The sequence below is a fragment of the Paenibacillus sp. B01 genome, assembly GCF_009649995.1.
GTDB lineage: Bacteria > Bacillota > Bacilli > Paenibacillales > Paenibacillaceae > Paenibacillus_O > Paenibacillus_O pasadenensis.
Window position 1 is genome coordinate 2,397,299 of record NZ_CP045802.1, and the last position, 23,171, is coordinate 2,420,469.

At 61.4% G+C, this 23,171-nt stretch carries 18 protein-coding genes and 1 pseudogene; 13 read left to right on the forward strand and 6 right to left on the reverse strand.

What is annotated here, in order from left to right; all coding sequences use genetic code 11:
* The 9 genes from GE073_RS10270 to GE073_RS10310 all read left to right on the forward strand — a co-directional run bounded on the left by GE073_RS10270 (position 1) and on the right by GE073_RS10310 (position 11,671).
* The gene (locus tag GE073_RS10270) at positions 1-948 is read left to right on the forward strand and encodes a carbohydrate ABC transporter permease (RefSeq protein ID WP_052333392.1); all 948 of its coding nucleotides are present in this window, start codon (positions 1-3) and stop codon (positions 946-948) included.
* A gap of 12 nt (positions 949-960) precedes the next feature.
* Positions 961-1,797, forward strand: coding sequence for a carbohydrate ABC transporter permease (locus tag GE073_RS10275; protein ID WP_028599579.1), 837 nt, complete (start codon positions 961-963; stop codon positions 1,795-1,797).
* Between the two features lie 19 nt (positions 1,798-1,816).
* Positions 1,817-3,853, forward strand: a complete 2,037-nt coding sequence (locus tag GE073_RS10280; RefSeq protein WP_101808970.1) for a hypothetical protein — start codon at positions 1,817-1,819, stop codon at positions 3,851-3,853.
* 100 nt (positions 3,854-3,953) lie between these two features.
* Complete coding sequence (locus GE073_RS10285) at positions 3,954-4,937, forward strand: Gfo/Idh/MocA family protein (protein ID WP_028599581.1); 984 nt, start codon at positions 3,954-3,956, stop codon at positions 4,935-4,937.
* Positions 4,938-4,949: 12 nt separating this feature from the next.
* Entirely contained in the window at positions 4,950-7,604 is a 2,655-nt protein-coding gene (locus tag GE073_RS10290) for a hypothetical protein (protein WP_153783410.1), read from the forward strand.
* 70 nt (positions 7,605-7,674) lie between these two features.
* A complete protein-coding gene (locus tag GE073_RS10295) occupies positions 7,675-8,676 on the forward strand; it encodes a Gfo/Idh/MocA family protein (RefSeq protein ID WP_153783411.1) in 1,002 nt (333 codons plus the stop codon).
* A gap of 45 nt (positions 8,677-8,721) precedes the next feature.
* Positions 8,722-9,660: a carbon-nitrogen hydrolase family protein gene (locus GE073_RS10300; RefSeq protein WP_153783412.1), complete on the forward strand. Its 939-nt coding sequence runs from the start codon at positions 8,722-8,724 to the stop codon at positions 9,658-9,660.
* Between the two features lie 22 nt (positions 9,661-9,682).
* Positions 9,683-10,609 carry a Gfo/Idh/MocA family protein gene (locus tag GE073_RS10305; RefSeq protein WP_153783413.1) on the forward strand — a complete coding sequence of 309 codons (927 nt, stop codon included), beginning with the start codon at positions 9,683-9,685 and terminating at the stop codon, positions 10,607-10,609.
* Between the two features lie 36 nt (positions 10,610-10,645).
* Positions 10,646-11,671 carry a Gfo/Idh/MocA family protein gene (locus GE073_RS10310; RefSeq protein ID WP_228551424.1) on the forward strand — a complete coding sequence of 342 codons (1,026 nt, stop codon included), beginning with the start codon at positions 10,646-10,648 and terminating at the stop codon, positions 11,669-11,671.
* On the opposite strand, the gene GE073_RS10315 is transcribed toward GE073_RS10310, so the two are convergent.
* Positions 11,657-12,538 (reverse strand): 2-hydroxyacid dehydrogenase, encoded by an 882-nt coding sequence (locus GE073_RS10315; RefSeq protein ID WP_153783414.1) that lies wholly within the window; start codon positions 12,536-12,538, stop codon positions 11,657-11,659. The two genes, GE073_RS10310 and GE073_RS10315, sit on opposite strands and share 15 nt — an antisense overlap.
* Before the next feature lie 21 nt (positions 12,539-12,559).
* The gene (locus GE073_RS10320; RefSeq protein WP_028599586.1) at positions 12,560-12,946 is read right to left on the reverse strand and encodes a MerR family transcriptional regulator; all 387 of its coding nucleotides are present in this window, start codon (positions 12,944-12,946) and stop codon (positions 12,560-12,562) included.
* 105 nt (positions 12,947-13,051) lie between these two features.
* Between GE073_RS10320 and GE073_RS10325 the strand changes: the two genes are divergently transcribed.
* The gene (locus GE073_RS10325) at positions 13,052-14,023 is read left to right on the forward strand and encodes an aldo/keto reductase family protein (RefSeq protein WP_028599587.1); all 972 of its coding nucleotides are present in this window, start codon (positions 13,052-13,054) and stop codon (positions 14,021-14,023) included.
* 162 nt (positions 14,024-14,185) lie between these two features.
* A complete protein-coding gene (locus GE073_RS10330) occupies positions 14,186-15,007 on the forward strand; it encodes a divergent polysaccharide deacetylase family protein (protein WP_153783415.1) in 822 nt (273 codons plus the stop codon).
* On the opposite strand, the pseudogene GE073_RS10335 reads toward GE073_RS10330, so the two are convergent.
* Positions 14,972-15,727, reverse strand: a pseudogene (locus GE073_RS10335) (N-acetylmuramoyl-L-alanine amidase). The gene GE073_RS10330 and the pseudogene GE073_RS10335 overlap by 36 nt on opposite strands.
* A 108-nt stretch (positions 15,728-15,835) precedes the next feature.
* Here GE073_RS10335 and GE073_RS10340 point away from each other — a divergent pair.
* On the forward strand, positions 15,836-16,018 hold the full coding sequence (locus GE073_RS10340) for a YqzE family protein (RefSeq protein WP_028599590.1): 183 nt from the start codon (positions 15,836-15,838) through the stop codon (positions 16,016-16,018).
* Here GE073_RS10340 and GE073_RS10345 read toward each other — a convergent pair.
* The 3 genes from GE073_RS10345 to GE073_RS10355 all read right to left on the reverse strand — a co-directional run bounded on the left by GE073_RS10345 (position 16,015) and on the right by GE073_RS10355 (position 19,944).
* Entirely contained in the window at positions 16,015-17,022 is a 1,008-nt protein-coding gene (locus GE073_RS10345; protein WP_153783416.1) for a hypothetical protein, read from the reverse strand. The genes GE073_RS10340 and GE073_RS10345 overlap by 4 nt on opposite strands.
* Positions 17,023-17,161: 139 nt before the next feature.
* Entirely contained in the window at positions 17,162-18,109 is a 948-nt protein-coding gene (locus GE073_RS10350; RefSeq protein ID WP_153783417.1) for a YqhG family protein, read from the reverse strand.
* Positions 18,106-19,944, reverse strand: a complete 1,839-nt coding sequence (locus tag GE073_RS10355) for a DEAD/DEAH box helicase (protein ID WP_101808975.1) — start codon at positions 19,942-19,944, stop codon at positions 18,106-18,108. The genes GE073_RS10350 and GE073_RS10355 overlap by 4 nt, the downstream gene beginning before the upstream one ends.
* 173 nt (positions 19,945-20,117) lie before the next feature.
* Here GE073_RS10355 and GE073_RS10360 point away from each other — a divergent pair, with 173 nt between their 5' ends.
* Positions 20,118-23,147, forward strand: coding sequence for an adenosylcobalamin-dependent ribonucleoside-diphosphate reductase (locus tag GE073_RS10360; protein WP_153783418.1), 3,030 nt, complete (start codon positions 20,118-20,120; stop codon positions 23,145-23,147).
* Positions 23,148-23,171: the final 24 nt, after the last annotated feature.

A 23,171-nucleotide genomic window follows, 5' to 3' on the forward strand; every position in this document is an offset into this window, starting at 1 on the left:
TTGGCTACACTTCGAACAGATCGCGACCTGACTAGACCGAAGCGAAGCAGCCTGCTGCAAAGGGCGAATGTTCAAAAGTGGATCTTCCTCACCTTTGCCATCGTGCCGACTTTTGGCGGTTACCTGCTGTTTGCGCTTTATCCCAATCTACTGTCGATCTACTACTCGCTGCTGGATTGGAACGGCATTACGGAGCCGAAGTTCATTTATTTTGAAAACTACGTCCGCCTTTTCAACGATCGTTATGTATGGCGAGCGCTCGGCCACAATTTATTCTATATGGCCACCGTGCCGGTTTGCGTCATTTTGATTTCCTTGGTGCTTTCCTACCTTCTGACCAACAAAGGCTACAAGGGCACGTCGTTTTACAAAGTGCTCTTTTTCTTCCCCAACGTCTTGTCTACCGTAGTCGTCTCCTTGCTGTGGGCGTTCATCTACGATGGCAGCTTCGGCCTGCTGAACGCGCTGCTGAAGGTGTTCGGCATCGACATGGACGGCTTTTATTGGCTCGGGGACACCCGGACGGCCATGTATGCGGTGCTGCCTCCGTACGTATGGGCGGGCGTCGGATTGTACATCGTCATTTTCATGAATGCCATGACTACGATTCCCAAGAGTTTATACGAAGCCGCCATTTTGGAGGGGGCGGGGCATATGACGCGGCTGTTCCGCATTACGATCCCGCTCATTACGCCTTTGATCCGGGTGAGCGCCATCTTCCTCGTGCTCGGCACGCTGAAGAGCCTCGATCTGATCCTCATCCTCACGCGCGGCGGTCCGGCAGGCTCTACCGACGTCATCGGCCTCTATATGTTCAACATGGCCTTCGGGGAGCAAGTCCAGAACTACGGCTACGCTTCGGCGATCGGGATGTTCTTGTTCGTCATTCTTGTCGGAGCCAAGCTGCTGGTCGACAAGCTTTTGCCAGACCGCGGTTACGAATATTAAAGGTGGTGGACCATGAAGGAGCGGCGCAGTTATATCGACCTGATTTGGTGGCTTGTACTCATCGCCTGGTCGTTAACCATTCTTTTTCCGATCGTATGGGTTCTCTATGAATCGCTGAAGACGAATCCGGAGTTTTTCCAAAATGTGTGGACGTTGCCGGATCATCCCCAATGGATGAACTACAAGAAGGCTTGGCTCAACTACAATCTCCTGACCGCGATGCTCAATACGCTGTATTACGTCGGGGCGAGCCTCGTGATCGGCACGTTCCTGACCGCTCTGAACGCCTACGCGCTCACCCGCATTGAATTTAAAGGCAGGAAATTCATCTGGGGCATGATCATGCTCTCGCTGTTCCTGCCGGGCATCAATGCGCTGATCCCGCAGTATATCCTCATGCGCGATCTGCATCTGACCAACAGCCTTACCGGCCTCATTCTGCTGAACTGCCTGGGGGAAAGCGTCTTTTTCCTCATGCTGCTGGGCGGGTTCATGCGGTCGCTGCCGCGCGAGCTGGAGGAGAGCGGGACGATCGACGGCGCGTCGATATTTAAAATGTTCATCCGCATCATCGTGCCGCTCTCCATGCCGGGGATCGTCACGGTAGCGATCTTCAAATTCATCGGCCTGTACAATTCCTTCCTGGAGCCTTTCATTTATTTAAGCGACTCGAGCAAATATACGATCGGCGTCAATATTTACCATGCCAACATGCTGATGCAGTACACCAACGATTGGGTGACATTGTTCGCCGGCGTCATCATCACGATGATTCCTTCCGTATTGGTCTTTATGTTTTTCCAAAGATGGATTATGGAAGGGGCTACGCTCGGCTCCGTAAAGGGGTAAGCGGTCAGGAGGAATCCCGATGGTCGAAAATCAAGCAGAGCAGCGTTCCAATAGCGGAAACGGACAGGGCTTCCGCGAACGAACGCAACGGTTCATGGCGAGGGCGGTCGATGCCGCCGGACAATGGTATGACCGCGAAGGCGAATGGCTGGCCGACACCACGCCGCCCCACACAAGGGAACGGTACTGGCTGGCCGGCGCCATGTACGCAGCGGGAGAAGCCGAATGGGCGGATGCCATCGTCGCAAAAGGCGAGACGGAAAAGTACGGGGCGATCCGGTTTAATATTTTCAATACCAATATAGCCGCCAGCCTGTTAGTCGCTCATCGCGACAAGATGTCGGCAGCCGTCCGGCAAGAGCTCGAGCGTCTCGTGCGAGACGGGTTTTCGTTCAAGCCGGGCAACCGGCAGCCGGACTTTCAATTCCACGGCTACAACGACAACATGCCTGCCAAGGCGACGGTGGGGCTAATTCTCGGCGGGGAAATGCTGGGCTGCGAGGATGCGGTCGACTATGGACTCTGGAATCTAAGGCAATTCAGGGCGATGCTGGTCCGGAACGGCATCAACAGCGAGTTCAACTCGCCGACGTATTCGGGATTGACGATCCGCGCCATGGGGGAGATCGCCGCTCAGGCGCAAAACGAGGAAGCGCGCCTTCTGGCGTCCGGGATCGAGCAGCGTCTTTGGATCGATCTGGCCGCCCGGTTCCACCCGGAAATGGGCGTGCTCGCGGGACCTTATTCACGCGCCTACACCGTGGACACGGCCGCGCATGCCAGCTGCATCTCCAGCCTGCTTTGGTTCTGTCTGGGCGACCGGGTCCACCCGTCTCCGATGCTGCTGTTCGACAAGCCCGACGACCTTGTCCTTCACCATATGGGAGACGTTCCGTTCAATGTCGCGCAATTCTGCTGGTTCGCCGGCGGACACTACGATATCCCCGACACGGCCTTGCGGCTGTTCGACGCCAAGCCGTTTCCGTTCCGAGCGGTCGCCTCCTGCGAATTGGGAGCCGGCGAAGGCACGGACTTCCTGGCAAGAACAAGCCGGATCGAAACGGTGCTGCACCGCGACTTCGCGCTCGGAACGTCCAGCGCGCCGTTCGGCAGCATGGATCAGAACAACAGCTACTTCGTCACCTACAAGCGGCAGGATCAGGTTGAGTCCTATCGGGATATCGGAACGATCTTCACGAAGCTGGCGGTCAACGGCGACGTGCCGGGAACGAAAGTCCGGGCAAGAGACGGCGATCGGGAATATGCCAATGTCGGAGAAGCCGACATCCTCTCCTCCTGGGCCAACACGTTTACGATCCAGTCCGGATCTACGGCTTTGGTGCTCACGCATCCGCATCCGTCTTTCGACGAGGCGGCGGCCCGCAAGCCGTTGTCGGCCATCCGCGAGCAGATCATCTTGTCGACGCACGGAGGAGACGTAGAGGAGCTGATCGTCGGAGGCATTCCGCGGAAGGACTGGTCCGGAGAGGTGCAGCACGGAGAATGGATCGTCTGCCGCACCGGGAAGCTGCTGTCGGCCTTCCGTCCCATGGTCTACACGCCAAGCCAGAGGCCGGTTTCGATCCGCCTGGAATCAAAGGGGAACTATAATTTCATCTGCTCCAGCCTGTATGAAGGGGAGGAGCGAAGCTTTGCCCGAGACGAGCTTCGATTCCTTTTCGGCGGATTCGTAGCCGAGCATGCGAGCGTTTCGGAGTACGCCTCTCTGGCCGAGTTCGCGGAGGAGTTTGAATCCGCTCAGTTTACCGACTATTACTGGACTACGCGCCGGGTGCGGTACAGACGCCCTGCCGGCAAAGCCAGGCCGCCGCTTGAGCTTGAAACCTCCTGGAGTCCGGGAGCGATGGCGACGCGGTATGCGACGATCAACGGCGCTCGAATCGAGCAGCCGATAGCGGCCATTGACGGCGTGACAAGCGAGGAGCTGCCATTTTTGAATGAACCCTTTGCCTCGATTCCGTCCTTTTTCCCTTGGGAGGATCTGACGGTTGCGTGGGGAGAATGGCCTTCTGCGATCGGCGATCGCGAGGAGTGAGGGCGAGCTCGGCCATGGCCGATGTCCATGTCCTTAAGGCCGATATCCCTGCATTCGCTGCCCGCAACGGGAATCGCGACGTCATATTTGGAGGTGAACGATGTTCAAGGCGGCCATAATCGGAGCTGGAGCCATCAGCTCCTTGCATCTGCAGGCTCTGGCGGAAATGAACGAGATCGAGGCGGTTGCGATCGCCGACATCGACGAGGAGCGGGCCCGCAAGGCATCCGCTCAGCATCCTGTTCGAGCGTATGCCGATTATCGGCGCATGGTCGAGATCGAGCGGCCGGATATCGTGGTCATTACGCTGCCGCATCATTTGCATAAAGAGTGCGCGATCTGGTGCGCGCGCAGCGGCTGCCATATTTTGCTGGAAAAACCGATGGCCATCGACGTCGAGGCATGCGATGAAATCATAAAGACGGTAGGCGAAAGCCGGATCAAGCTCATGGTCGGCCACACCCAGCATTATTTTGCCGAAAATCGGATCGCCAAGGAAATCATTCAAAGCGGTCGGCTCGGCAAGCTGGTCATGATCAACGATGTGCGGCATGTCGATTATTATTCCCCGAACCGGCCGGCCTGGTTTTTCGAGAGCGCAAAATCGGGCGGCGGAATTGCGATGAACCTTGGATCGCATTCCATCGATAAAATTCAATGGCTGACGGACAGCAGAATCGTGCAGGTCAAAGCCTCGGTCAGCCATTACGGCGCCAAGGGAGACATTGAAGGCAGCGTGACGGCATGGGTCCAAACGGACCGAGGCGTGCCGTGTACGATCAGCCAAAGCGGATACGGCGGCGTGAACAGGGACGAAACGGAATTTGTGTTTACGGAAGGCATGCTGAAGCTGAGCACCGGAGCTGGGCTTTGGATCGGCCAATCCGGCGAATATCGGTCGGTAGAGGCGTCGCAGGAAGCCCCTCCGTTCGTCCTGCAATACCGCGACTTGCTCAGCAGCATCCGCACGGACGTCAATCCCGAATGCTCCGGAGAATACAGCCGCAGCGTCGTTGCTGCGGTGCAAGCGATCTATGCCTCGCATCGCAGCGGGCAGGAAGTAGTTGTCTTACATCAGCGGTAAGGGGGACTCAGCGTGCTTAACCGCGACTTGATCGCATATTTGCAGCCGTCGCCGAACCGGTTCAACGGGACGGAATGGCGCGACGTGACCGGCCGGATCACGGATATCGAAGCGGACGCCGATCGGCTCGTCCTAACAGTGTCATTGCCGCCGGGCCTCTATCGCTGCCGGCTGCAGACGCTGGACGGCGCCTTTGACATGAATACGGCGATGATTCCGATGGTGCGGGTGCCGGATGGGGCGCTTGAGCCCGTCGGGCCTTGGGATTTCGATCATCTGAGCGGCGTCATGGCCATGCCGATGGCCAGAACGTATGTGAACGGCAGACTGCTGGGCGGAATGTGGTTTGACATGCCCGGGCCGGAGGATATCGAAGCGAGCCGGCTGAATGCCGATTTTGGCTTCGAAGCCGACGCCGACGAAACCGAATTGAGGCTGGAGTTCGTCGAACGCGATCGCAGCCGGATCGACTGGCAGCGGATCAAGTTCATCGAAATCAAAACCGACGACCGCAAGCTGCACGAGCTGGCGCCGATAGGCAAAGGGCATCCGCGAGTCTATCTGAACGCGGATGAGGCGGAGCCGCTGCGCCGCCGGTTGGCCGGAGATCCCGCCTTCCAGGCGATCGTCGAGCGCATCAAAAGCGGCCCGCCGGGCAGCGTCGAGTTCGATCTCGTCTGCCTGGCGTACCTGGTGACGAGGGATCGGGAGATCGGCGCGTCCGTAAAATCGAAAGTCGATGAATTATGCCGGCTGGCGACCTGGTCGGGGAAAGCGGACCCGCTCGTCATGGGCGGAGAGAACGATCGCGGCATCGCCCTGAAGCTGTATGCGATCGGGCTTGCCTGGGATTGGTGCTCCGATTTGTTCGATGCGGCCGAGCAGACGCGCATGAAGGAAAAGGTCGGAACGTACATCCGGAAATTGTATGACTTTACCGTTCTGCAGCGGGCGTATATGGGCTGCCCGACGCCGGAGCCTCATTCGCTCGGCACATGGAACGGAACGGCGATCGCCTGCATGGCGTTTTATGACGATCTCGAGGCGGCACGCAAAGCCCTTCCGTTTTTTCACGGGCTGTTTGCCGAAAGCCTTCGCTTGTTCCCGCAGGACGGCAAAAACGTATGGGTCACCTACTTCCCCTTTCATCTGATTCGTTATCTGGCGGCGGCGCATACGTTTGGCGGACAGCGTCCCGAGCTGGACGAGAGTCCTTTTCTGGACCGGCTCGGCCACGCGATGCTGGCGTGCTTCAACGCGCCGAACAGCCAGGAATTGCAGCGGGGACTGCGTACGCGGGAGCATCGCTACCTGACGGCTTTTTTGACCCGGTTCCATCCGACGCCGGGCATCGATTCCATCTATCGAACCTTCGTGGATCAAGAGCGAAAAACGGCGGGAGACGTCGAGCTTGGATTATTCGACTTCTTGTTCGCTCCGCAGGGGCAAGGCGCGGCTGCGCCGTATCCGGAGCGGCCCTTCTTTGCGAAGGATATCGGCATGATTACGTTTGCGTCCGGCGGACGGATCGCCGGGGCGTTCACCGCCGGGCTTAAAGCGGGCCGCTCCGTCAGCTTCAACATCCAGACGCATAACCGCGAGTTCCCGCCGGCCATGGGCGGCATTCAGCTCAGCGCGGACGGTTCTCCCGTTTTGATCGACATCGGAACCTACGGCATAGACAGCTCCCTCTGCAATTCCATGTGCTTTGACGACGGGGGCTGCTACACGCAAGGGCAATACTTGAACGGAAATGTCGGACCGGAAAAAAGCTCGTATATTCGCCGCTGCCTGATCGGCGAACGATTCATCTACGCGCATGCCGTCATCACGAACGAGCTTCATCCCCGGCATGAGGTGAAGCAAGCCGAGCGGATCATCGTCGTGGATCAGCGCACCGGCGCCATCGTCCTGTCCGATTCGTTCGAGGGCCGCCGCCCCCTCCATTTCGCGACGCATTTGCATTGCTCCGGCGCCGCAACGGATCTCGGAGCGGGCCAGTATCGGCTTACAGGCGGCCAGGCCAACCTCATCGCAGGCATCAAGGATGGCGACAAAGGCTTGAGCGACGAAGAAAAGGGCGAAGTGTTCGTCAGCATTTTGGACGGACCGGACGACCGGCAAGTCAACATCGAGGAGCCGGCATGGCATCCGACCTATATCTACGGCTTGAACGGCAACGCCGGCGAGCAGGATATCAAGCACGGGCGCTTTCCGCGATACAAGCGCTGGCGTCTTGCCTATCCGTCGCAGGTCAAGCAAGGAGCGTTCCTCTTTGCCGTCACCGCGACCGCCGGAGAGGTCTCGATGCAGGAAGGCGTCATTTCATTTGAAGGCGGGGCAGAGCTGCAGTTCGGGAATAAGGCGACGTCCATCCGGCTGCAAGGCTGCGAGATCGACGCCGAAGCGGTCCTATCGGACCCGGCGCATCGGCGATTGACGGCGCTCGGCTTGCGAGAGCTGCGAATGGGAGAACGCGCGGCTGTCTTCAGCTCGCCGGTGGACATCGAGCTGGAGCTCGTCGACAACGGGCTGCGGGGGACGATTTTTGCTTCAACGAGCCATTGCCTGGAGTCGGCTGCAGGAATGGAAGCGAGCGAGTGGGAGCGCGATCCGTTGAACGCCCGCAGCCATCATTCCTGGCAGGCCCTCCTTCGGAGCGTCTGATCCTATCCGAGGATCAGACGGTCGGACAACTGCGGAATCATACATGCTCTGAAAATGGGAGAGATAAACGGTGCGAACTTTTAGAGCCGGACTCATCGGCTGCGGACAAAACGGGAGGATTCATACCGAATGCATCCGCCAGCTGGACGGTATGGATATGGTTGCATTTTGCGATGTGCATGTGGGCAACGCTCAGAAGTTGCTGGAGGAGTTCGGCGGGGACTATGCGACCGACGATGCGGAAAGGCTGTACGCCGACGAGACGATCGACGCGATTTATATCTCCACCATGCACAATACGCACGCCGATTATTGCATCCGAGCGTTGGAAGCGGGCAAGCATGTGATGGTGGAAAAACCGCTCGCCATGAATGTGGAAGACTGCTTGCGCATCGACGAAGCCGTCAAACGAAGCGGCAAAAAGGTGATGACGGCGTTCAAGATGCGCTATTACGATATGCTGTTGAAAGCGAAGGAGCTGATTCCGGAGCCGCTGCTGGTCAGCATGCAGATGATGGACGACAAGTGGCCGGCAGGCATATGGGCCAACGATCCGACGTTCGGGGGCGGCAATGTGCTGTCGCAAGGCTGCCACTCGGCCGACATCATGAGGTTCATGGTCGGCAAGGACCCGATCGACGTCTACGCGGCCGGGGCGAATTATTACCAGCAAAATGCCCAAGTGGACAATATAGCCGCCATTTTCCGCTTCGACGACAATGTCGTCGGCAATTTGATTCAGGGCGATTGCAAATGTCCGCCCTTCACCAGCAAGTTTTTCATGCAGCTGTTCGCCGAGAACAAGACCGTTACGCTGTCCGATCGCTTGACGACGTTGATCTACAGCGAAGAAGGCAAGGAAACGATCTTGTATCGCGGCAAGGAAACCGGCATTCTCGAAGAGAATAAAGCGTTCATCGAAAGTTTGAGACAGGATGCGGAGCCGCCGATCAACCATATGGACGGCCTGTACGCGACGTTGATGATGCTGCAGGCGATAAAATCCGTGAAGAGCGGCAAGCCCGAGCCGATACGGTCTCTCATTCAAAGAGATCAACCCGTCCTGAGCTGATCGGATCTTCCGCATGCCGTCCGGGCGCGAAGGGAGCCTTGAGCCATGAGCAATTACGTCAAAATCAGCACGATCGGCAATCGTGAGTTCAACGTAGAGGAGCAGCTGGCGACGGAGGAAATGGTCGATCGCATGATGAAGCACCTGCAACAGAAGCTGAGCCAGGTGCTTCCCGATCAGCCTGATCTAATCGTTATGCCTGAATTTTGCGACATTCCGTCCAATGTTTTCTTGTCGCCGGCCAAAACGCATGAATACTGCCGCGTTCGCGGAGATGAAATTCAGCGTCTCTTCTCCGAAATAGCGAGCGAGAACGGCTGCTATATCGCGTATCCGACCTTGAGGCTGCAGGAGGATCGGTCCTGGCGAAACTCAATCGTCGTGCTGGATCGAAACGGCGAATCGATCGGCGAGTATGCGAAAAACCATCTGACGTTGGGAGAAATCGAGGATTACGGCGTCGTTTGCGGCACCGAGGCGCCGATCATCGCATGTGATTTCGGACGGGTCGCATGCGCGATTTGTTTTGATTTGAACTTTGACCGGCTGCGATTGCAATACGTCCAGTCAAAGCCCGATTTGATCCTTTTTTCCTCCCTGTATCACGGCGGAATCATGCAGCCTTATTGGGCTTATTCCTGCCGATCGCATTTTGTCGGCGCCATCGGAGGCGGCCTGCCAAGCGCGGTGCTGTCCCCGGTCGGCGAGGTGCTGGCATCCAGCACCAGCTATTTCGACTTCGCGACGATATCCGTCAATCTGGATTGCGCGGTCGTGCATCTCGATTACAATATGGAGCGTTTGCGGCAGCTCAAATCCAAGTACGGATCAAAAGTGGCCATCGCGGATCCCGGGCATTTGGGCTCCGTTTTGATCTCCTGCGAGACGGATGAATGCACGATAGAAGACATCATCCAGGAATTCCAAATCGAACGCTTGGACGATTATTTGGAGCGGGTATCCGCAGGTCGGCGCGCCGAGTAGCGCAGAAAAGGGGCGTTGCGTCATGAAAGCCTTGCGAATCGGACTGGTGGATCCCGATACGTCTCACCCCGAAAGCTTCATCCCCATCCTGCGATCCCTCGGTCACGAGGTCGTCGGCGTATGCGACCATGGAGAGGTGAATCCAGCCGGCTATGCAGAAACATTCGCGTCCGATCACGGCATCGAGCGGGTCTATGCGTCCGTGGAGGAAATGGCCGAACAAGTCGATATGGCCTTTATTCATAGCTGCAACTGGGATGTTCATGTCGCGAGGGCGCTGCCTTTTGTCCACGCCCGCAAAGCTGTTTTTATCGACAAGCCGCTAGCGGGCAATGTCCGCGACCTGCTGCAAATCAAAGAATGGGCAAGCCGGGGGGCGGTCGTCACGGGCGGCTCCGCTTTGCGTTATGCGCCAGAAGTGCAGGCATGGAGGCGGCAAGCCGCGGCTCCGCATTCGTTCATCTACGCTCTTTCCGGCTGTGCCAACGACGAGTATTACTATGGCATTCATGCCTTTACGCTGCTGCACGGGCTTCTGGGGCCGGGCATTCGCAGCGTGCGCCATCTGGGGCATTCGGGACAGGATCAATATGAGCTGTCCTGGTCGGACGGGCGCCGGGGGATCGTCAGCGTAGGCGCGACGGAGAGCAGCCATCCGTTCTACGCCACGATGATTACGCAGTCCGGAGTGGAATTCATCACGGCTGACAGCAGTCGGCTGTATCGGTCCCTGCTCGAGGCCGTCATGCCGTATTTTAGCGGCGAGGCCCCGGCTCCGGTCCAGCTCGAGGCCGTGATCGAGACCGAGCTGGCCGCGATCGCGGCCCGATTGTCCAAGGAGCGAGGCGGACAACCGGTGGAGCTGCCGAGCCTGACGCCGGATGCGAGCGGCTACGACGGCGCCGCATTCGCGCGAGCTTATCGCGAGCAGAAGCGGTTCTCTCTCTGACCAAGCCGCAGCCGTCAAGGAGGTTTAGTTTCGAACATGAAAACGATGACGTTCGGCATTCTCGGCTGCGAGCATGCGCATATCGGGATCTTTCTCGAGGAAATGCTGGCACTGGGCCATGTCTGCGCCGGCATCTATGACCCCCGCCATACCGCGCTCGCATCGCAGCTGGCCGCCCAGCATCAAGTGCCTCTGCTGAGCGAATGCGACAGGCTGCTGGCGGAGGAGGTGAAGCTGATCGGCACTTCGGCGATCCACAACGAAAAAATCGAAGTGATCGAGACATGCGAGCGACACGGCAAGCCTGTCATGGTCGACAAGCCTGCGGTGACGGATCGAGAAGGGTATCGACGCTTGAAGGCGGTCATGGACCGGGGAGTCATTCAAGTCGGCATGCTGCTCACGGAACGATTCCAGCCGGCCATCCATGCCCTGAAGCAGCTCATCGATCGAGGGGATCTCGGGCAATTGGTGTCGATCGGAATCCGCAAGCCGCATCGGTTGAGCCCGGAGAGCCGCCCCCCGTGGTTTTTTTCCAAAACGCAGAGCGGCGGCATCATCGTGGATCTTCTCATCCACGATTTTGATCTGCTCCGCTGGCTGACGGGCAGCGAGATCCGCCATGCGGAAGGGGTTGCGGTCAAGCGCATCCTTCCGGAGCATCCGGATTTTTATGACGCGGCCTCCTTGCAGGTCCTCATGGACAATGGCCTGGTCGCTCAATTGTATGCCGATTGGCATACGCCCAGGCAGAGCTGGACGTGGGGGGACGGAAGGATATTCGTCGCCGGCACGCGCGGCTCGGCCGAATGCCGGCTGGCGGGAGATCCGCTGGCGATAGGCGCGCAAGCGGAACCGCTGCTGCTGACGGCGACGCATACGGAGCCCTTCGTTCAAGCGCGGCTGGATTCTCCGCCGTCCATCACGGCAGATTTTCTGAAGCGCCTCGAGGGCGGAGACTCGATCCTGACAGGCGAAGATATCCTGGCCTCGGTCAAGGCGGCGATTGACGCGGACGAGCGGTCGCGCTTCATCGTCTCCGACCCGCTACTTCCGCTCTAGCACGGCATTCGCCAGAACCATGTCGCATTCATAGGTGGATCCTCCTAGATGAGGGGTCAGCACGACATTGGTTCTTTCCGCCAGATAGGCGGGCTGCACGTCGTTTTCCCGCCAAAAGACATCGAGACCGGCGGCGCCGATCGTGCCGTTTTCCAGCGCTTCCAGAAAAGCCTGCTCCTCGATGATGCCGGCTCTTGCGGTATTGATCAGGATGCAGCCTTTTTTCATGCGCGCAAATTGCTCTTTCCCTAATGCGCCACGAGTCTGCTCGTTCAGCGGCAGGAGGATGCAGAAATAATCCGCCTGCGCGAGCATGTCCTCGACGGAGGCATAAGCGATGCCAAGCCTTTGCTCCTGCTCCGCCGGGAGGCGGCGGCAATCGTTGTACAGCCTGTTCATGCCGAAGCCGGATATCAATCCGGCCAATTCGATGCCGATCTTGCCCATGCCCCAAATCCCGATGGTTTTTTGCTGGAAATCCCATCCCGAGTAAGGGATTTTCAAGTCTTGACCGCTCCATTCGCCGTTGCGCACGGCCCGGTCCGCCGGCACGATATTTCGTGCCGCGGCCATCATCAAGGCCAGCGTATGCTCCGCTACGGTGCGCCACAAGCTGTGTGCCAGCGTCAGAGCAATTCCTTGCTCCTTCATCCAAGCGGCGGCCGAGCTGCTGCAGGAGTGGCAAGCGACAGCCTTGAGCCTGCTCGTCGATTCGCTGAACGCCCAATGATCGGGCACCGAATACACCAGCGCGGCGGACGCCTCCGGCAAGCGGCTGTCGTCGCTCGTGATTTCGTAATGCGCTTTCAATTGCTCCCAAGCGAGAGGATGCAGGGAGACTTCGGCATAACAAATCGGCTTCGGCATGGAGAACCTCCTGAAAGAAAGTTAGGAATGGACCGGGGCATCGATGTGGAAGATGCCGATTTCATCATAATGATCCAATTTATAGTTGATCATGTCAAGACTGCGGGTCAAGGAATCGATCTGCTGCAGGACATGCTCTTTGTGCTTCTCCAGCATGATTTTCCTTTGCTCGCAGGTCGACGCCCCCTCCAGGCACAAGCCCATGAAGTCCTTGATCTCATTCAAAGGCATGCCGTTGTTTTTGAGGCAGCAGACGAGCTCCAGCCAGCAGATGTCCGTCTCGGAATATTGGCGAGTTCCGTAATCCGTCCTTTTCAGCAGCGGCATCAAGCCTTCTTTGTCATAGTAGCGAAGAGTAGAGACGGGCAGGCCGAGGCGTTCCGAGACTTGCTTGATCGTATAGTCCATGCAGATCTTCTCCTTTGGCAAGGTGGGTCAATCAAACGCTTGACCTGAAGTTAACTTTAGCCTTTATGCTCGTAAAGAACAACCCAACTAGGAGGAGTGAAGGCAATGAAATACAGAGCAATCGGCAAAAGCGGCCTCAAGGTAAGCGAGATCGGTCTTGGAAGCTGGCTGACATACGGATCGGTTACGGCCGAGGAAACCGCCAAGGCGTGCATTGATAAAGCCTACGAGCTAGGCATCAACTTTTTCGATACGTCCAATTCCTATGAGGGCGCGGAGGAAGTGCTGGGCCGGGCTTTGAAAGCCTATCGCCGCAGCACCTATGTGCTCGCGACGAAGGTGTTCTTCCCGCAGGGCCGAGGCCCCAACGAGCGCGGCCTGTCCCGCAAGCATATCATGGAGCAATGCGAGGCGAGCTTGAAGCGGCTGAACACCGATTACATCGATCTGTACCAGTGCCATCGCTTCGATGACACAACTCCGATCGAAGAGACGCTGCGGGCGCTGGACGATCTGACGGCTCAAGGCAAAATTTTGTACGCGGGCGTCAGCGAGTGGTCCGCCGAGCAAATCAAGAGCGCCGCTGCGATCGGAAAGCAGCTCAATCTGCGTCCTTTGATTTCCAACCAGCCGATCTACAACCTCTTCGAGCGCTATATCGAAAAAGAAGGCGTCATCCAGCAATGCGAGGAGGCAGGCTTGGGTCAAGTGGTCTTCTCGCCGCTCGCTCAAGGCGTTCTGACCGGCAAATATAAACCGGGCCAAGGCATTCCGCAAAACAGCCGCGCGGCCAACAACCAGACGAACGGCGTCATCAACAGCTACCTGCGCGAAGACGTGCTCGCTTGCACGGCCAAGCTGGAAGCGCTGGCGTCGGAGCTGGGAGCGAGCCTGTCCCAATTCTCCTTGGCGTGGGTATTGCGCCAGCCGAACGTAAGCTCGGCCATCAACGGCTCCAGCCGTCCTTCGCAGCTGGAAGAAAACATCAAGGCGCTCGATCTCGTCCTGACCGACGATGTGCTCCAGCGGACCGAGGAGATCTTGTCCGAGGTCAGCGGCTTTGCCCCGATGAGATAAGCATTCGTTCGACTATGGCTTCCCGCTGCTTCGGCAACGGGAAGCCATTTTTGCGTGCTGCGCAAGCAAGAGCCTCAATTTGCCTTTACGCTCGCCGGCATAAGCGTCTCCATTCGGATGCAAAATGAACAGGAAAGCCCGAATAGAAAGGGGATTCTTGCCATGACCACATTCCGAAAAAGCTCCGTGATCGCGCTCGCCGCGCTGCTGCTGCTGCCTTCCTGGGCCGGAGCGTCCGCGCCGCAAGCGCAGCAGCAGCGGGGCGGACAGCAAGCCGCGGCGCAAAGCCGCGTCGCCGTCGTCATCGACGACTTCGGCAACAAGATGAAGGGAACCGAGGAGATGTTCAAGCTGCCGGTGCCGGTGACGGCCGCCGTCATGCCGTTCATGCCGACTTCGCGCCAGGATGCCGAGCAGGCGCATAAGCTCGGCCTGGACGTCATCGTGCATATGCCGATGGAGCCGAATCAGGGCAAGCCGGAGTGGCTCGGACCCGGCGCGATCCGCTCCTCGATGAGCGATGCCGAGGTGAGGCAGGCGGTGGAGAAGGCGATTGCCGAGGTGCCCCATGCCGTCGGCATGAACAACCATATGGGCAGCAAAATAACCGCGGACGAGCGCATCATGCGCGTCGTGCTCGCGGTCTGCAAGGAGAAGGGATTGTTTTTCCTGGATAGCCGGACGACGTTCAAGACCGTCATCCCGCGTGTCGGCGCCGAGCTGGGCGTGCCGGTGCTGAGCAACGACATCTTCCTTGACGATGTTTATACCGCGAGCCATGTTTCCGGCCAGATAGTCAAGCTGCGGAAGCTCGCCCGCGAGAAAAACGACTGCATCACGATCGGACATGTCGGCGTGCCGGGGCTCATCACCTCCGCCGCCGTGCGCTCCGCCGCCGCATCGATGCCGCAGAGCCGATTCGTGCGGCTGACGGAGCTGCTGCCGGCTTCAGCGGAAGAGAAGCTTGTACTGCCGCACGCCTGAGGCGATCGCTTCGGCGATTTTCTGCTGGCCCTCCATCGAGGTCAGCATCGCCCGATCGTCCCCGTTGCTGATGAAGCCCATCTCGACGATGACGGCCGGCTGCTTGACCGTGTTGAGCAGATAAAACGGGCTGCCCGCGCGCGGCAGCTCTGCCGTCAGCTGCTGGCGGTTGAGCGCGTCCTACACGCAGAGGGCGAGCAGCACGCTTTCGCCGCGATTTTTCTGATGCAGCACGACCGGACCGCGGGCTGCGCCGCGCTTGGACCAGTTCACATGCAGGCTGACCAGCATGCCGGTATGGATTTCTTCGGTCAGGCCGGTCCGCTGGGACAGGTCCTTCTGATGCCGCGACCGGCTGCCCAGCCAGCGGTTGTCGTCGCTGAGCGCGTAGTCGTCGACCCGGTTCAGCACGGCGCTGACGCCGAGCTGCTGCAGCCGCACGAGCAGCTTTTTGGCGACCGCGAGATTGATGTCCTTTTCCAGCACCTTCTCGTAAAAGGTGCCGCCGTCGATGCCGCCGTGGCCGGCGTCGATCAGCACCTCGGCATACGGAAGCGCGCCTTTGTAGCTGGGACCGCCGGCTTCTTCAAGAGGCGGCGCCAGATCCAGCGTCGGAGCGGCATAGGCGGACATGGGCGCAAGCAGCGCCAGGGCGACGGTCAGCGCGGCCGCCCGGCAGCGGGGAAGCTTCTTCTGCTTCATCCTCGATCCTCCATTCATGGAAAGCTTACGGATACTTTTCCACTCGAAGCCGGGCTCTATTCGCGTTTAGGAGCAGCCGGCGGCGGAAATACTATCTCCATGAACGAAGCGACGGAGGGATGAGGCATGGATTCGGAAGAATGGATCAAGGATATGACGGAGCGGTTCGTCCGCTATGTCGATACGCCCAGCCAAGTGCGCCGCCAGAAGCGGCGGGAGCGCAAGAGCAGCCGCGAGCCGTGGCTGACGCGCTGGTTCGGCATGTCGGGCATGGGCATCAGCATGTGGCTGCGCGGGCTGAAGCGCTAAGCGGTCGCAACATCGCCGACGAGATAAAAAGAGCCTGCCGCCGCAGCGTCGACCAGCGGCATGTAGCGGATGCCGGCCGAGCCCGCCATGCGGAACGCGCCGAACGCCGGCGCGCCGCTCCAGCGGTGGAACCCGGCGGCTTGTCCGATGAACAGCGCTTTGCCGCCGTACGCTTCCGCGGCGTAATCGAGCGCGGTTCCGGCTTGCAGCCGCTGCAGCAGCTGCGCCTCGGTCGGCGCGGACAGCGGCCGCTGCAGCAGCCAGGAGAGGCGCTGCAGCGGATCGTCGCCGGCGAACAGGCGATGGCTTGCCAAATGGACCGGCTTCGTTGCTGAAGCCGGTTTTTGGCTTGTCGCGGCATGGAGCGCGGCTGCTTGCCCGGAGGCCGAACGCGCCGCGTCGCTCGCCCAGCGGCTCCAATCGGCGTCCGAGATCGGCAGCAGCTCGCCGCTCGCCGCATCGGCGTAGCGGACGCGGCCTTGTCCGTCCTGAAGCCTCCAGACGGCGGCGAAAGGCGATGCATATCGCTTGCGCGCCGTGAAGTCCGCGAGGCTTTTTCCTTCCTTCTTCAGCCCCTGACGAAGCGCCGATTCGCGGAACAGCGGGCTTTCGCCGACGCCGTATTCGCCCAGCTCGACGCTACCGTCTTCCTTGGCGTTCAGAATCATGTACCCGGCTTGCTCGCCGCTGTCCGCTGCGAATACGCCGGCAAGCCAGGCATGCGTGCCGGGACCGAGCGGCTCCAGGCGCAGCTCGGCCGATTTCCAAGCGGCGAATTCGGGCAGGCGCGCCAGCTCGTCCCGCCAGCTCGCGGCTTGCGCCTGCAAGCGGGAGCGGAAGGCGTCCTCGGCGGGAGCCTTGTCCGAGCTCGCGTAGCGGGACGGCGCCTTGGACACGGCGAGAGAGAGCGGCGGCGCGGCTGCGGCAACGGCGGCGGCCGGCAGGGCGCCCAGCATCATGGCGAGCAAGGCGGCCGCGGCGGCGCGCAGCGAGGATTGGGCCATTACGATTGCCTCCTGTCGATTCGATTCTGCTTCAGTCTACCGCGGATAGCGGGCGAAGGCTGTTGCTTGCTGTCAGCTCCGCCGCGCCTGCGCCGGGGCTATTTGTGGCGGATGGACGGACATGCTGGCGAAAAGGCGCTCATTCGATCCCCTCGAGATGGAACAGGCCGCCGTTGATGGCGGATACCGTCACCCGCGGCTCGTACTGCCAGCGGATTTCCTGGCGCCTCGTCTCGAATTGGGCGGCGATCGCGTCCCGCTGCTCCTCCTCGGCCGACTCCAGCAGCCGGTCGTAGTAGTGGGCGAGGATGTCCAGCTCCTCCTGGAGCCTGCGGCTCGCGCCTTCCGCCCAGCTGAAGTCGGCGGCGCGCAGCTTCCGCTCCAGGTGGCTCTCGATCAGCGACATCGCCCGCGCATGCGTGAGCCCGTTGCGGGCGGCATGCACGTTGGCGGGCAGCTTCGGCGTCAGCTTGAGGCCGGACAAGCGCTCGTGGAAGTTTTCCTGGATGTTGCCCGTCGCCAGCGAGATGCCGTAGGAGTGGATCTCCTCGCGCTTCATGTCGCAGGCGAACTCGACGCGCAGGTTGACGCCGAGCCAGGCCGTGTAGGCGACCGACTCGAACGGATGGAGCGAGCGGCGCTCCGGCTCCTGGAACAGGCAGACATAGCTGCCGCCGCTGCGGGCGGCGGCGAACAGCTGGTCGAGCTTGCGCGAGCCGAAGTACAGGTCCTCGCGCGGCGTGCGGCCCTGGATCGAGCCGTGCACGAAGCCGATCGAGCGGGCGAGGGCGCTTTGCGCCGCCTGATCGAGCGAGCCGGGCTCGGCGGCGGCTTCCGCCTCGGCCTTGGCCTGGCGCAGCTGCTGCTCGTCGTAGCGCTTGCTGTCGGTGACGAACAGGTACGTCATCGTCTCGGGCTCGACGCCCGCCCGGTCGACGTAGCTCCAATAGTACGGGCGGTTCGTCAGCTCGCGGTCGGCGGCGGGGGAGAGCTTGACGGTCAGATGCATCGGCGACTTCTCGACGATGCGGGAGCCGGTCGCCTCGGCGTAGCGGGCGACGAAGCGCTGCACTTGCTTGTCGTTCATGGCGCATCGACCTCCACGGGCTGGGATATGCCGTCGAGCAGACGGTTCAGCGCCTGCTTGCGCTCGGCGCGGGAGAGCTTGCGGCCGTCTGCGCCGGCTGCGCCGGAGAGCCGGACCTTCGGCGAGGCGGCCGGCTGCTCGGCGAGGCTGCGCAGCGAGCGGCCGAGATGGTCGATGCCCTCGGCGAGCGCCTCCTCGTCCGGCGCCTCCAGCATGACGCGCGCGAGCCGCTGCTCCATCGACTCCTCCTGCTCGAACCGCTCGAGGATATGGTCGAGCTCGCCGATGACCGATTCGAACATGTCGATCTTTTCATGCAGCAGGTTCACGATATGCTCCTCGATCGTGCCGAGCGTGCACAGGTTGTACACCTGCACGTCCTCGGTCTGGCCGAGCCGGTGCACGCGGCCGATCCGCTGCTCGACGCGCATCGGATTCCACGGCAGGTCGAAGTTGATGATGCGGCTGCAAAACTGCAGGTTGATGCCCTCGCCGCCGGCTTCGGTCGCGATCATGACCTGGGCGCGGCCGCGGAACAGGTCCATCATCCAGTCCTTCTTGCCGCGTCCCATGCCTCCCCGGTACGGCACGGCGGTAATGTCCGAGCCTCGGAAAAACTGCAGCAGGTATTCCTGCGTCGCGCGGTATTCGGTGAAGATGATGACCTTGCCGTCGCTCTCGCGCACGAGCTCCATCGCTTTTTCCGCCTTCGTGTTGGCCTTGATCCGCTTGATGACCTCGATCAGCTCCCAGATCTTGCCGCGCACGGGGGAGTCCTCCTCCGTCTTCTTGAATAGGTTGACGAGCGTCAGGAACACCGAGTCGCGGCTCGAGCACACCTCGCGCTGCAGCGTCACGAGCGAGAGCATGCTCGTCAGGCTGCCGCCGCTTTCCTCGTAGCGCTCCTTGACGAACGCGGTGACGGCCTCGTACAAGTCCATCTCTTCCTTGGACAGGCGCAGCGGCACGTTGCGCACGATCCGCTTCGTGAACTGCACGTCGCCGTCGCCGCGGCGGTTGCGGATCATGACCGAGGAGAGCGCCTCCTGCAGCTGATCCTCGTTTTTCGGCATCCGCTTGCCGACAACGAAGTTGGAGGCGAACTCGCCCTGCCCGCCGAGCTGGCCCGGCTTGAGCAGCGTGATGAGGTTGTACAGCTCGTCGAGATCGTTCTGCACCGGCGTCGCGGTGAGCAGCAGGCAATATTTTTTGCGCAGCTGGGTGATGAACTGGTAGTTGGTCGTCTTTTTGTTCTTGAGCTTATGCGCCTCGTCGATGATGAGCATGTCGTAGTCGGTGCCGAGCAGCAGGTCGCGATGCGGCTCGCGCTTGGCGGTGTCGATCGAGGCGACGACGACATCGTAGTTCCACGTATGCGCGCGCTTCTGGGCGACGGCGGTGATGCCGAACTTCGTATTCAGCTCCCGCACCCATTGCAGCACGAGCGAGGCGGGCACGAGGATGAGCGCCCGGCGCACGAGCCCCCGCACCATGTATTCCTTCAGCACGAGCCCGGCTTCGATCGTCTTGCCGAGGCCGACCTCGTCGGCGAGGATCGCCCGTCCGCCCATGTCGTGCAGCACCTTGACGGCCGTCTCGGTCTGATGCTTCATCGGCTCGAGGCCGTTCAGGAAGCGCAGGCATTGCAGCTCGTCGAAGCTTTCGATGCGCCGGGACTGCTCCGCCTCCATCGCCAGCTGGTACAGCGTCCAATCGTCCCACGGGCCGTTGCGGTCCACGCGGGCTTGCAGCTCCTCGAACCAGGATCGGTCCATCCTCAGGTCGACGAGCGGATGCAGCCGTCCCGATCCGCCTTCTTTGACGGTTCGCGTCATCTCTATCGGCCCCTCTCGTTGTCATATGCCATTCAGTATGCCCAGCGTCCGGGAGTTCAATAAGGGGAGGCGGAATCGGACATTTATCACATGTTGATCTAGATGTCGTAGGATATAATGGAGTAGACACTAGATATGGGAGATAGACGAGCGAAGCGAGGAGAGTGCATGCGATGACGGCGACCCGTTTGGAAGGCTTGAGCGAAAAAATCTTTTTGGACCGCTATGCCTGGAAGAAGGCCGATCCGCGCGAGGCGAAGCCCGGCGACACCGTGCTCGTGCTGACGAAGGACGATCCGGCCTTCCCGGCCAAAGAGGTCGGCGAGGTCGTCGCGCGCTCCGGCTCGCGGGCGACGGTGCGCACGCGCTCCGGCGAGCTGGTCGAGACCGAGGCGGACCGCCTGACGCTCGCGGAGGAGCGCGAGCCCGGGCAGATGTGGGACCGGCTCGCCCGCGCGATGGCGGCGGCCGAGCCGGACGAGGAGAGCCGGCGGCTGTGGGAGGAGCGCTTCCGCTCGCTGCTGGACGACTGGAAGCTCGTGCCGGGCGGGCGCATCGCGGCCGGGGCGGGCACGAGCGAGGAGCTGACGCTGTTCAACTGCTATGTGCTGCCGTCTCCCCGCGACAGCAGGGGCGGCATCATGCAGACGCTCGGCGAGATGACGGAGATCATGTCGCGCGGCGGAGGCGTCGGCATCAACCTGTCGTCGCTGCGCCCGCGGCGCGCGCCGGTCGCGGGCGTGAACGGCAGCTCCAGCGGCTCGGTCAGCTGGGGCGGGCTGTTTAGCTACACGACGGGACTGATCGAGCAGGGAGGCAGCCGGCGCGGCGCGCTCATGCTCATGCTGAACGACTGGCATCCCGACCTGCTCGATTTCATCGCGGTCAAGCAGAAGAGGGGCGAGCTGACCAACGCCAATCTGTCCGTCTGCGTTAGCGACCGCTTCATGCAGGCGGTCCGGGAGGATGGCGACTGGGAGCTGGCCTTCCCTGACACGAAGCATCCGCTCTATGACGAGCATTGGACCGGCGATCTGGCCGCATGGCGCGAGCTCGGAGGCGCGGTGACGGCTTGGCGGACGATCAAGGCGCGCGAGGCGTGGGCGGCGATCGTGGAGTCGGCCTGGAAGTCAGCGGAGCCGGGCGTCGTCTTCATGGAGCGCTACAACGAGATGTCGAACAGCTGGTATTTCAATCCGCTCATCGCGACCAATCCATGCGGCGAGCAGGCGCTGCCGCCTTGGGGCGTCTGCAATCTGTCGGCGATCAACCTGTCCCGGTTCCACGACGAGAGAAACCAGGACGTCGACTGGGAGGAGCTGGCCCGGGTCGTGCGCGGGTCGGTGCGGTTCCTGGACAATGTCATCGACACGACGCCCTACCATTTCGCGGCGAACGAGCGCAACCAGCAGCGGGAGCGCCGCATCGGCCTCGGCACGATGGGACTGGCGGAGCTGCTGATCCGGCTCGGCATCCGCTACGGCAGTCCGGAGTCGCTCGCGTTCCTCGACCGGCTGTACAGCTTCATCGCGCGCGAGGCTTATCTCGCCTCGGCGGAGCTGGCGGCGGAGAAGGGGCCGTTCCCGGCGTTCGAGGCGGAGCCCTATTTGAAAAGCGGCTTCATGCGGAGCCTGGCCGAGCGGTTTCCCGAGGTCGCGGAGGCTGTCCGCCGCAGCGGCATGCGCAACGTCACCGTGCTGACGCAGGCGCCGACGGGCAGCACCGGCACGATGGTCGGCACGTCGACCGGCATCGAGCCCTATTTCGCCTTTGAGTATGTTCGCCAGAGCCGGCTCGGTCTCGACCGGCAGCTCGTGCCGATCGCGCGGCAATGGAAGGAGGCCCATCCGGGCGAGGAGCTGCCGGAGCCGTTCGTCACGGCGATGGACCTGTCCGCCGAGGACCATATCCGCGTGCAGGCGGCGATCCAGCGCTGGGTGGACAGCTCGATCTCCAAGACGGCCAACTGCCCGGCGGACTTCACCGTCGAGGACACGCGTCGTCTCTACGAGCTGGCGTACGAGCTCGGCTGCAAGGGCGTGACGATCTACCGCGACGGCAGCCGGGATACGCAGGTGCTGAGCGCGGCCGAGGGCAAAAAGGGCGAGGAAGGGCAAGGCGCGGCACGCGCTGCTGAGGGCGGCGGTGCTGAGGGAGACGGAGCTGCGGCCGGGGCGGACGCCGGGCAGGCAGGGGGAGGCGCCGGACCGGCGGGCGAGGGCGCCGTATCAGGGGCGGACGCCGGGGAGGGCGCGGCACGCGGATTTGCAGGCAGCGCAGCCGCCGGGGCGGACGCCGGACAGGGCGTGGCACGCGGATTTGCAGGCAGCGGAGCCGCCGAGGCGGACGCCGGACAGGGCGCGGCACGCGGCGCCGCGGCCGAACCACCGGTACTGTCCTCGCCTGTCTCGTCCGCGTTGGTCCCGTCAACATCGGTCCCGTCGACCTCGGCCCCATCGACCTCGGTCCCATCCGGGCGCATCGTCGACCACGAGTACAAGCGGCGTCCGGCGGTGCTGCGCGGCTCGACATATCGGATGAACACGCCGCTCGGCATGGCGTACATCACGATCAATGATCTCGACGGAACGCCGGGAGAGATTTTCCTCAACGTCGGCAAGGCGGGATCGGATGTGTTCGCGATGGCGGAAGCGCTCGGACGCGTCTGCTCGCTGTTCCTCCGGTACGGCGAGCACGGACGGAAGGTCGGCCTGCTCATCAAGCATCTGAAGGGAATCGGCGGCTCCGGGGCGACCGGCTTCGGCGCGAGCCGCGTCGAGTCGATCGCCGATGCGGTCGCCAAGGCGCTGGAGCAGCATGCCGCCAGCGGCAGCGAGGCAGCCGCGCCGGATGCTGGAGCCGGAGAGCGCGGCAGCCGCGCAAAGGACGCGCCGCTCGGTTCCGAGATGCATGCCGGTTTCCGGGCGCCTGCCGACTCCGGTGCGGATGCCGGTTCCCAGGCGAATGTCGACTCCGGTGCGGATGCTGGTTCCCGGGCGCATGACGGCTCTGATACGTATGCCGGTTCCCGGGCGCATGACGGCTCTGATACGTATGCCGGTTCCCGGGCGCATGACGGCTCTGATACGCATGTCGAAGAACGAACCGTCGCGGCGGATCTATGCCCCTCCTGCGGCAGCGCAGCTCTGCTCCGCTTGGAAGGCTGCAGCACCTGCGGCAGCTGCGGCTACAGCCGCTGCTGAGCGGGAGCCTGATCCGGCTCCGCC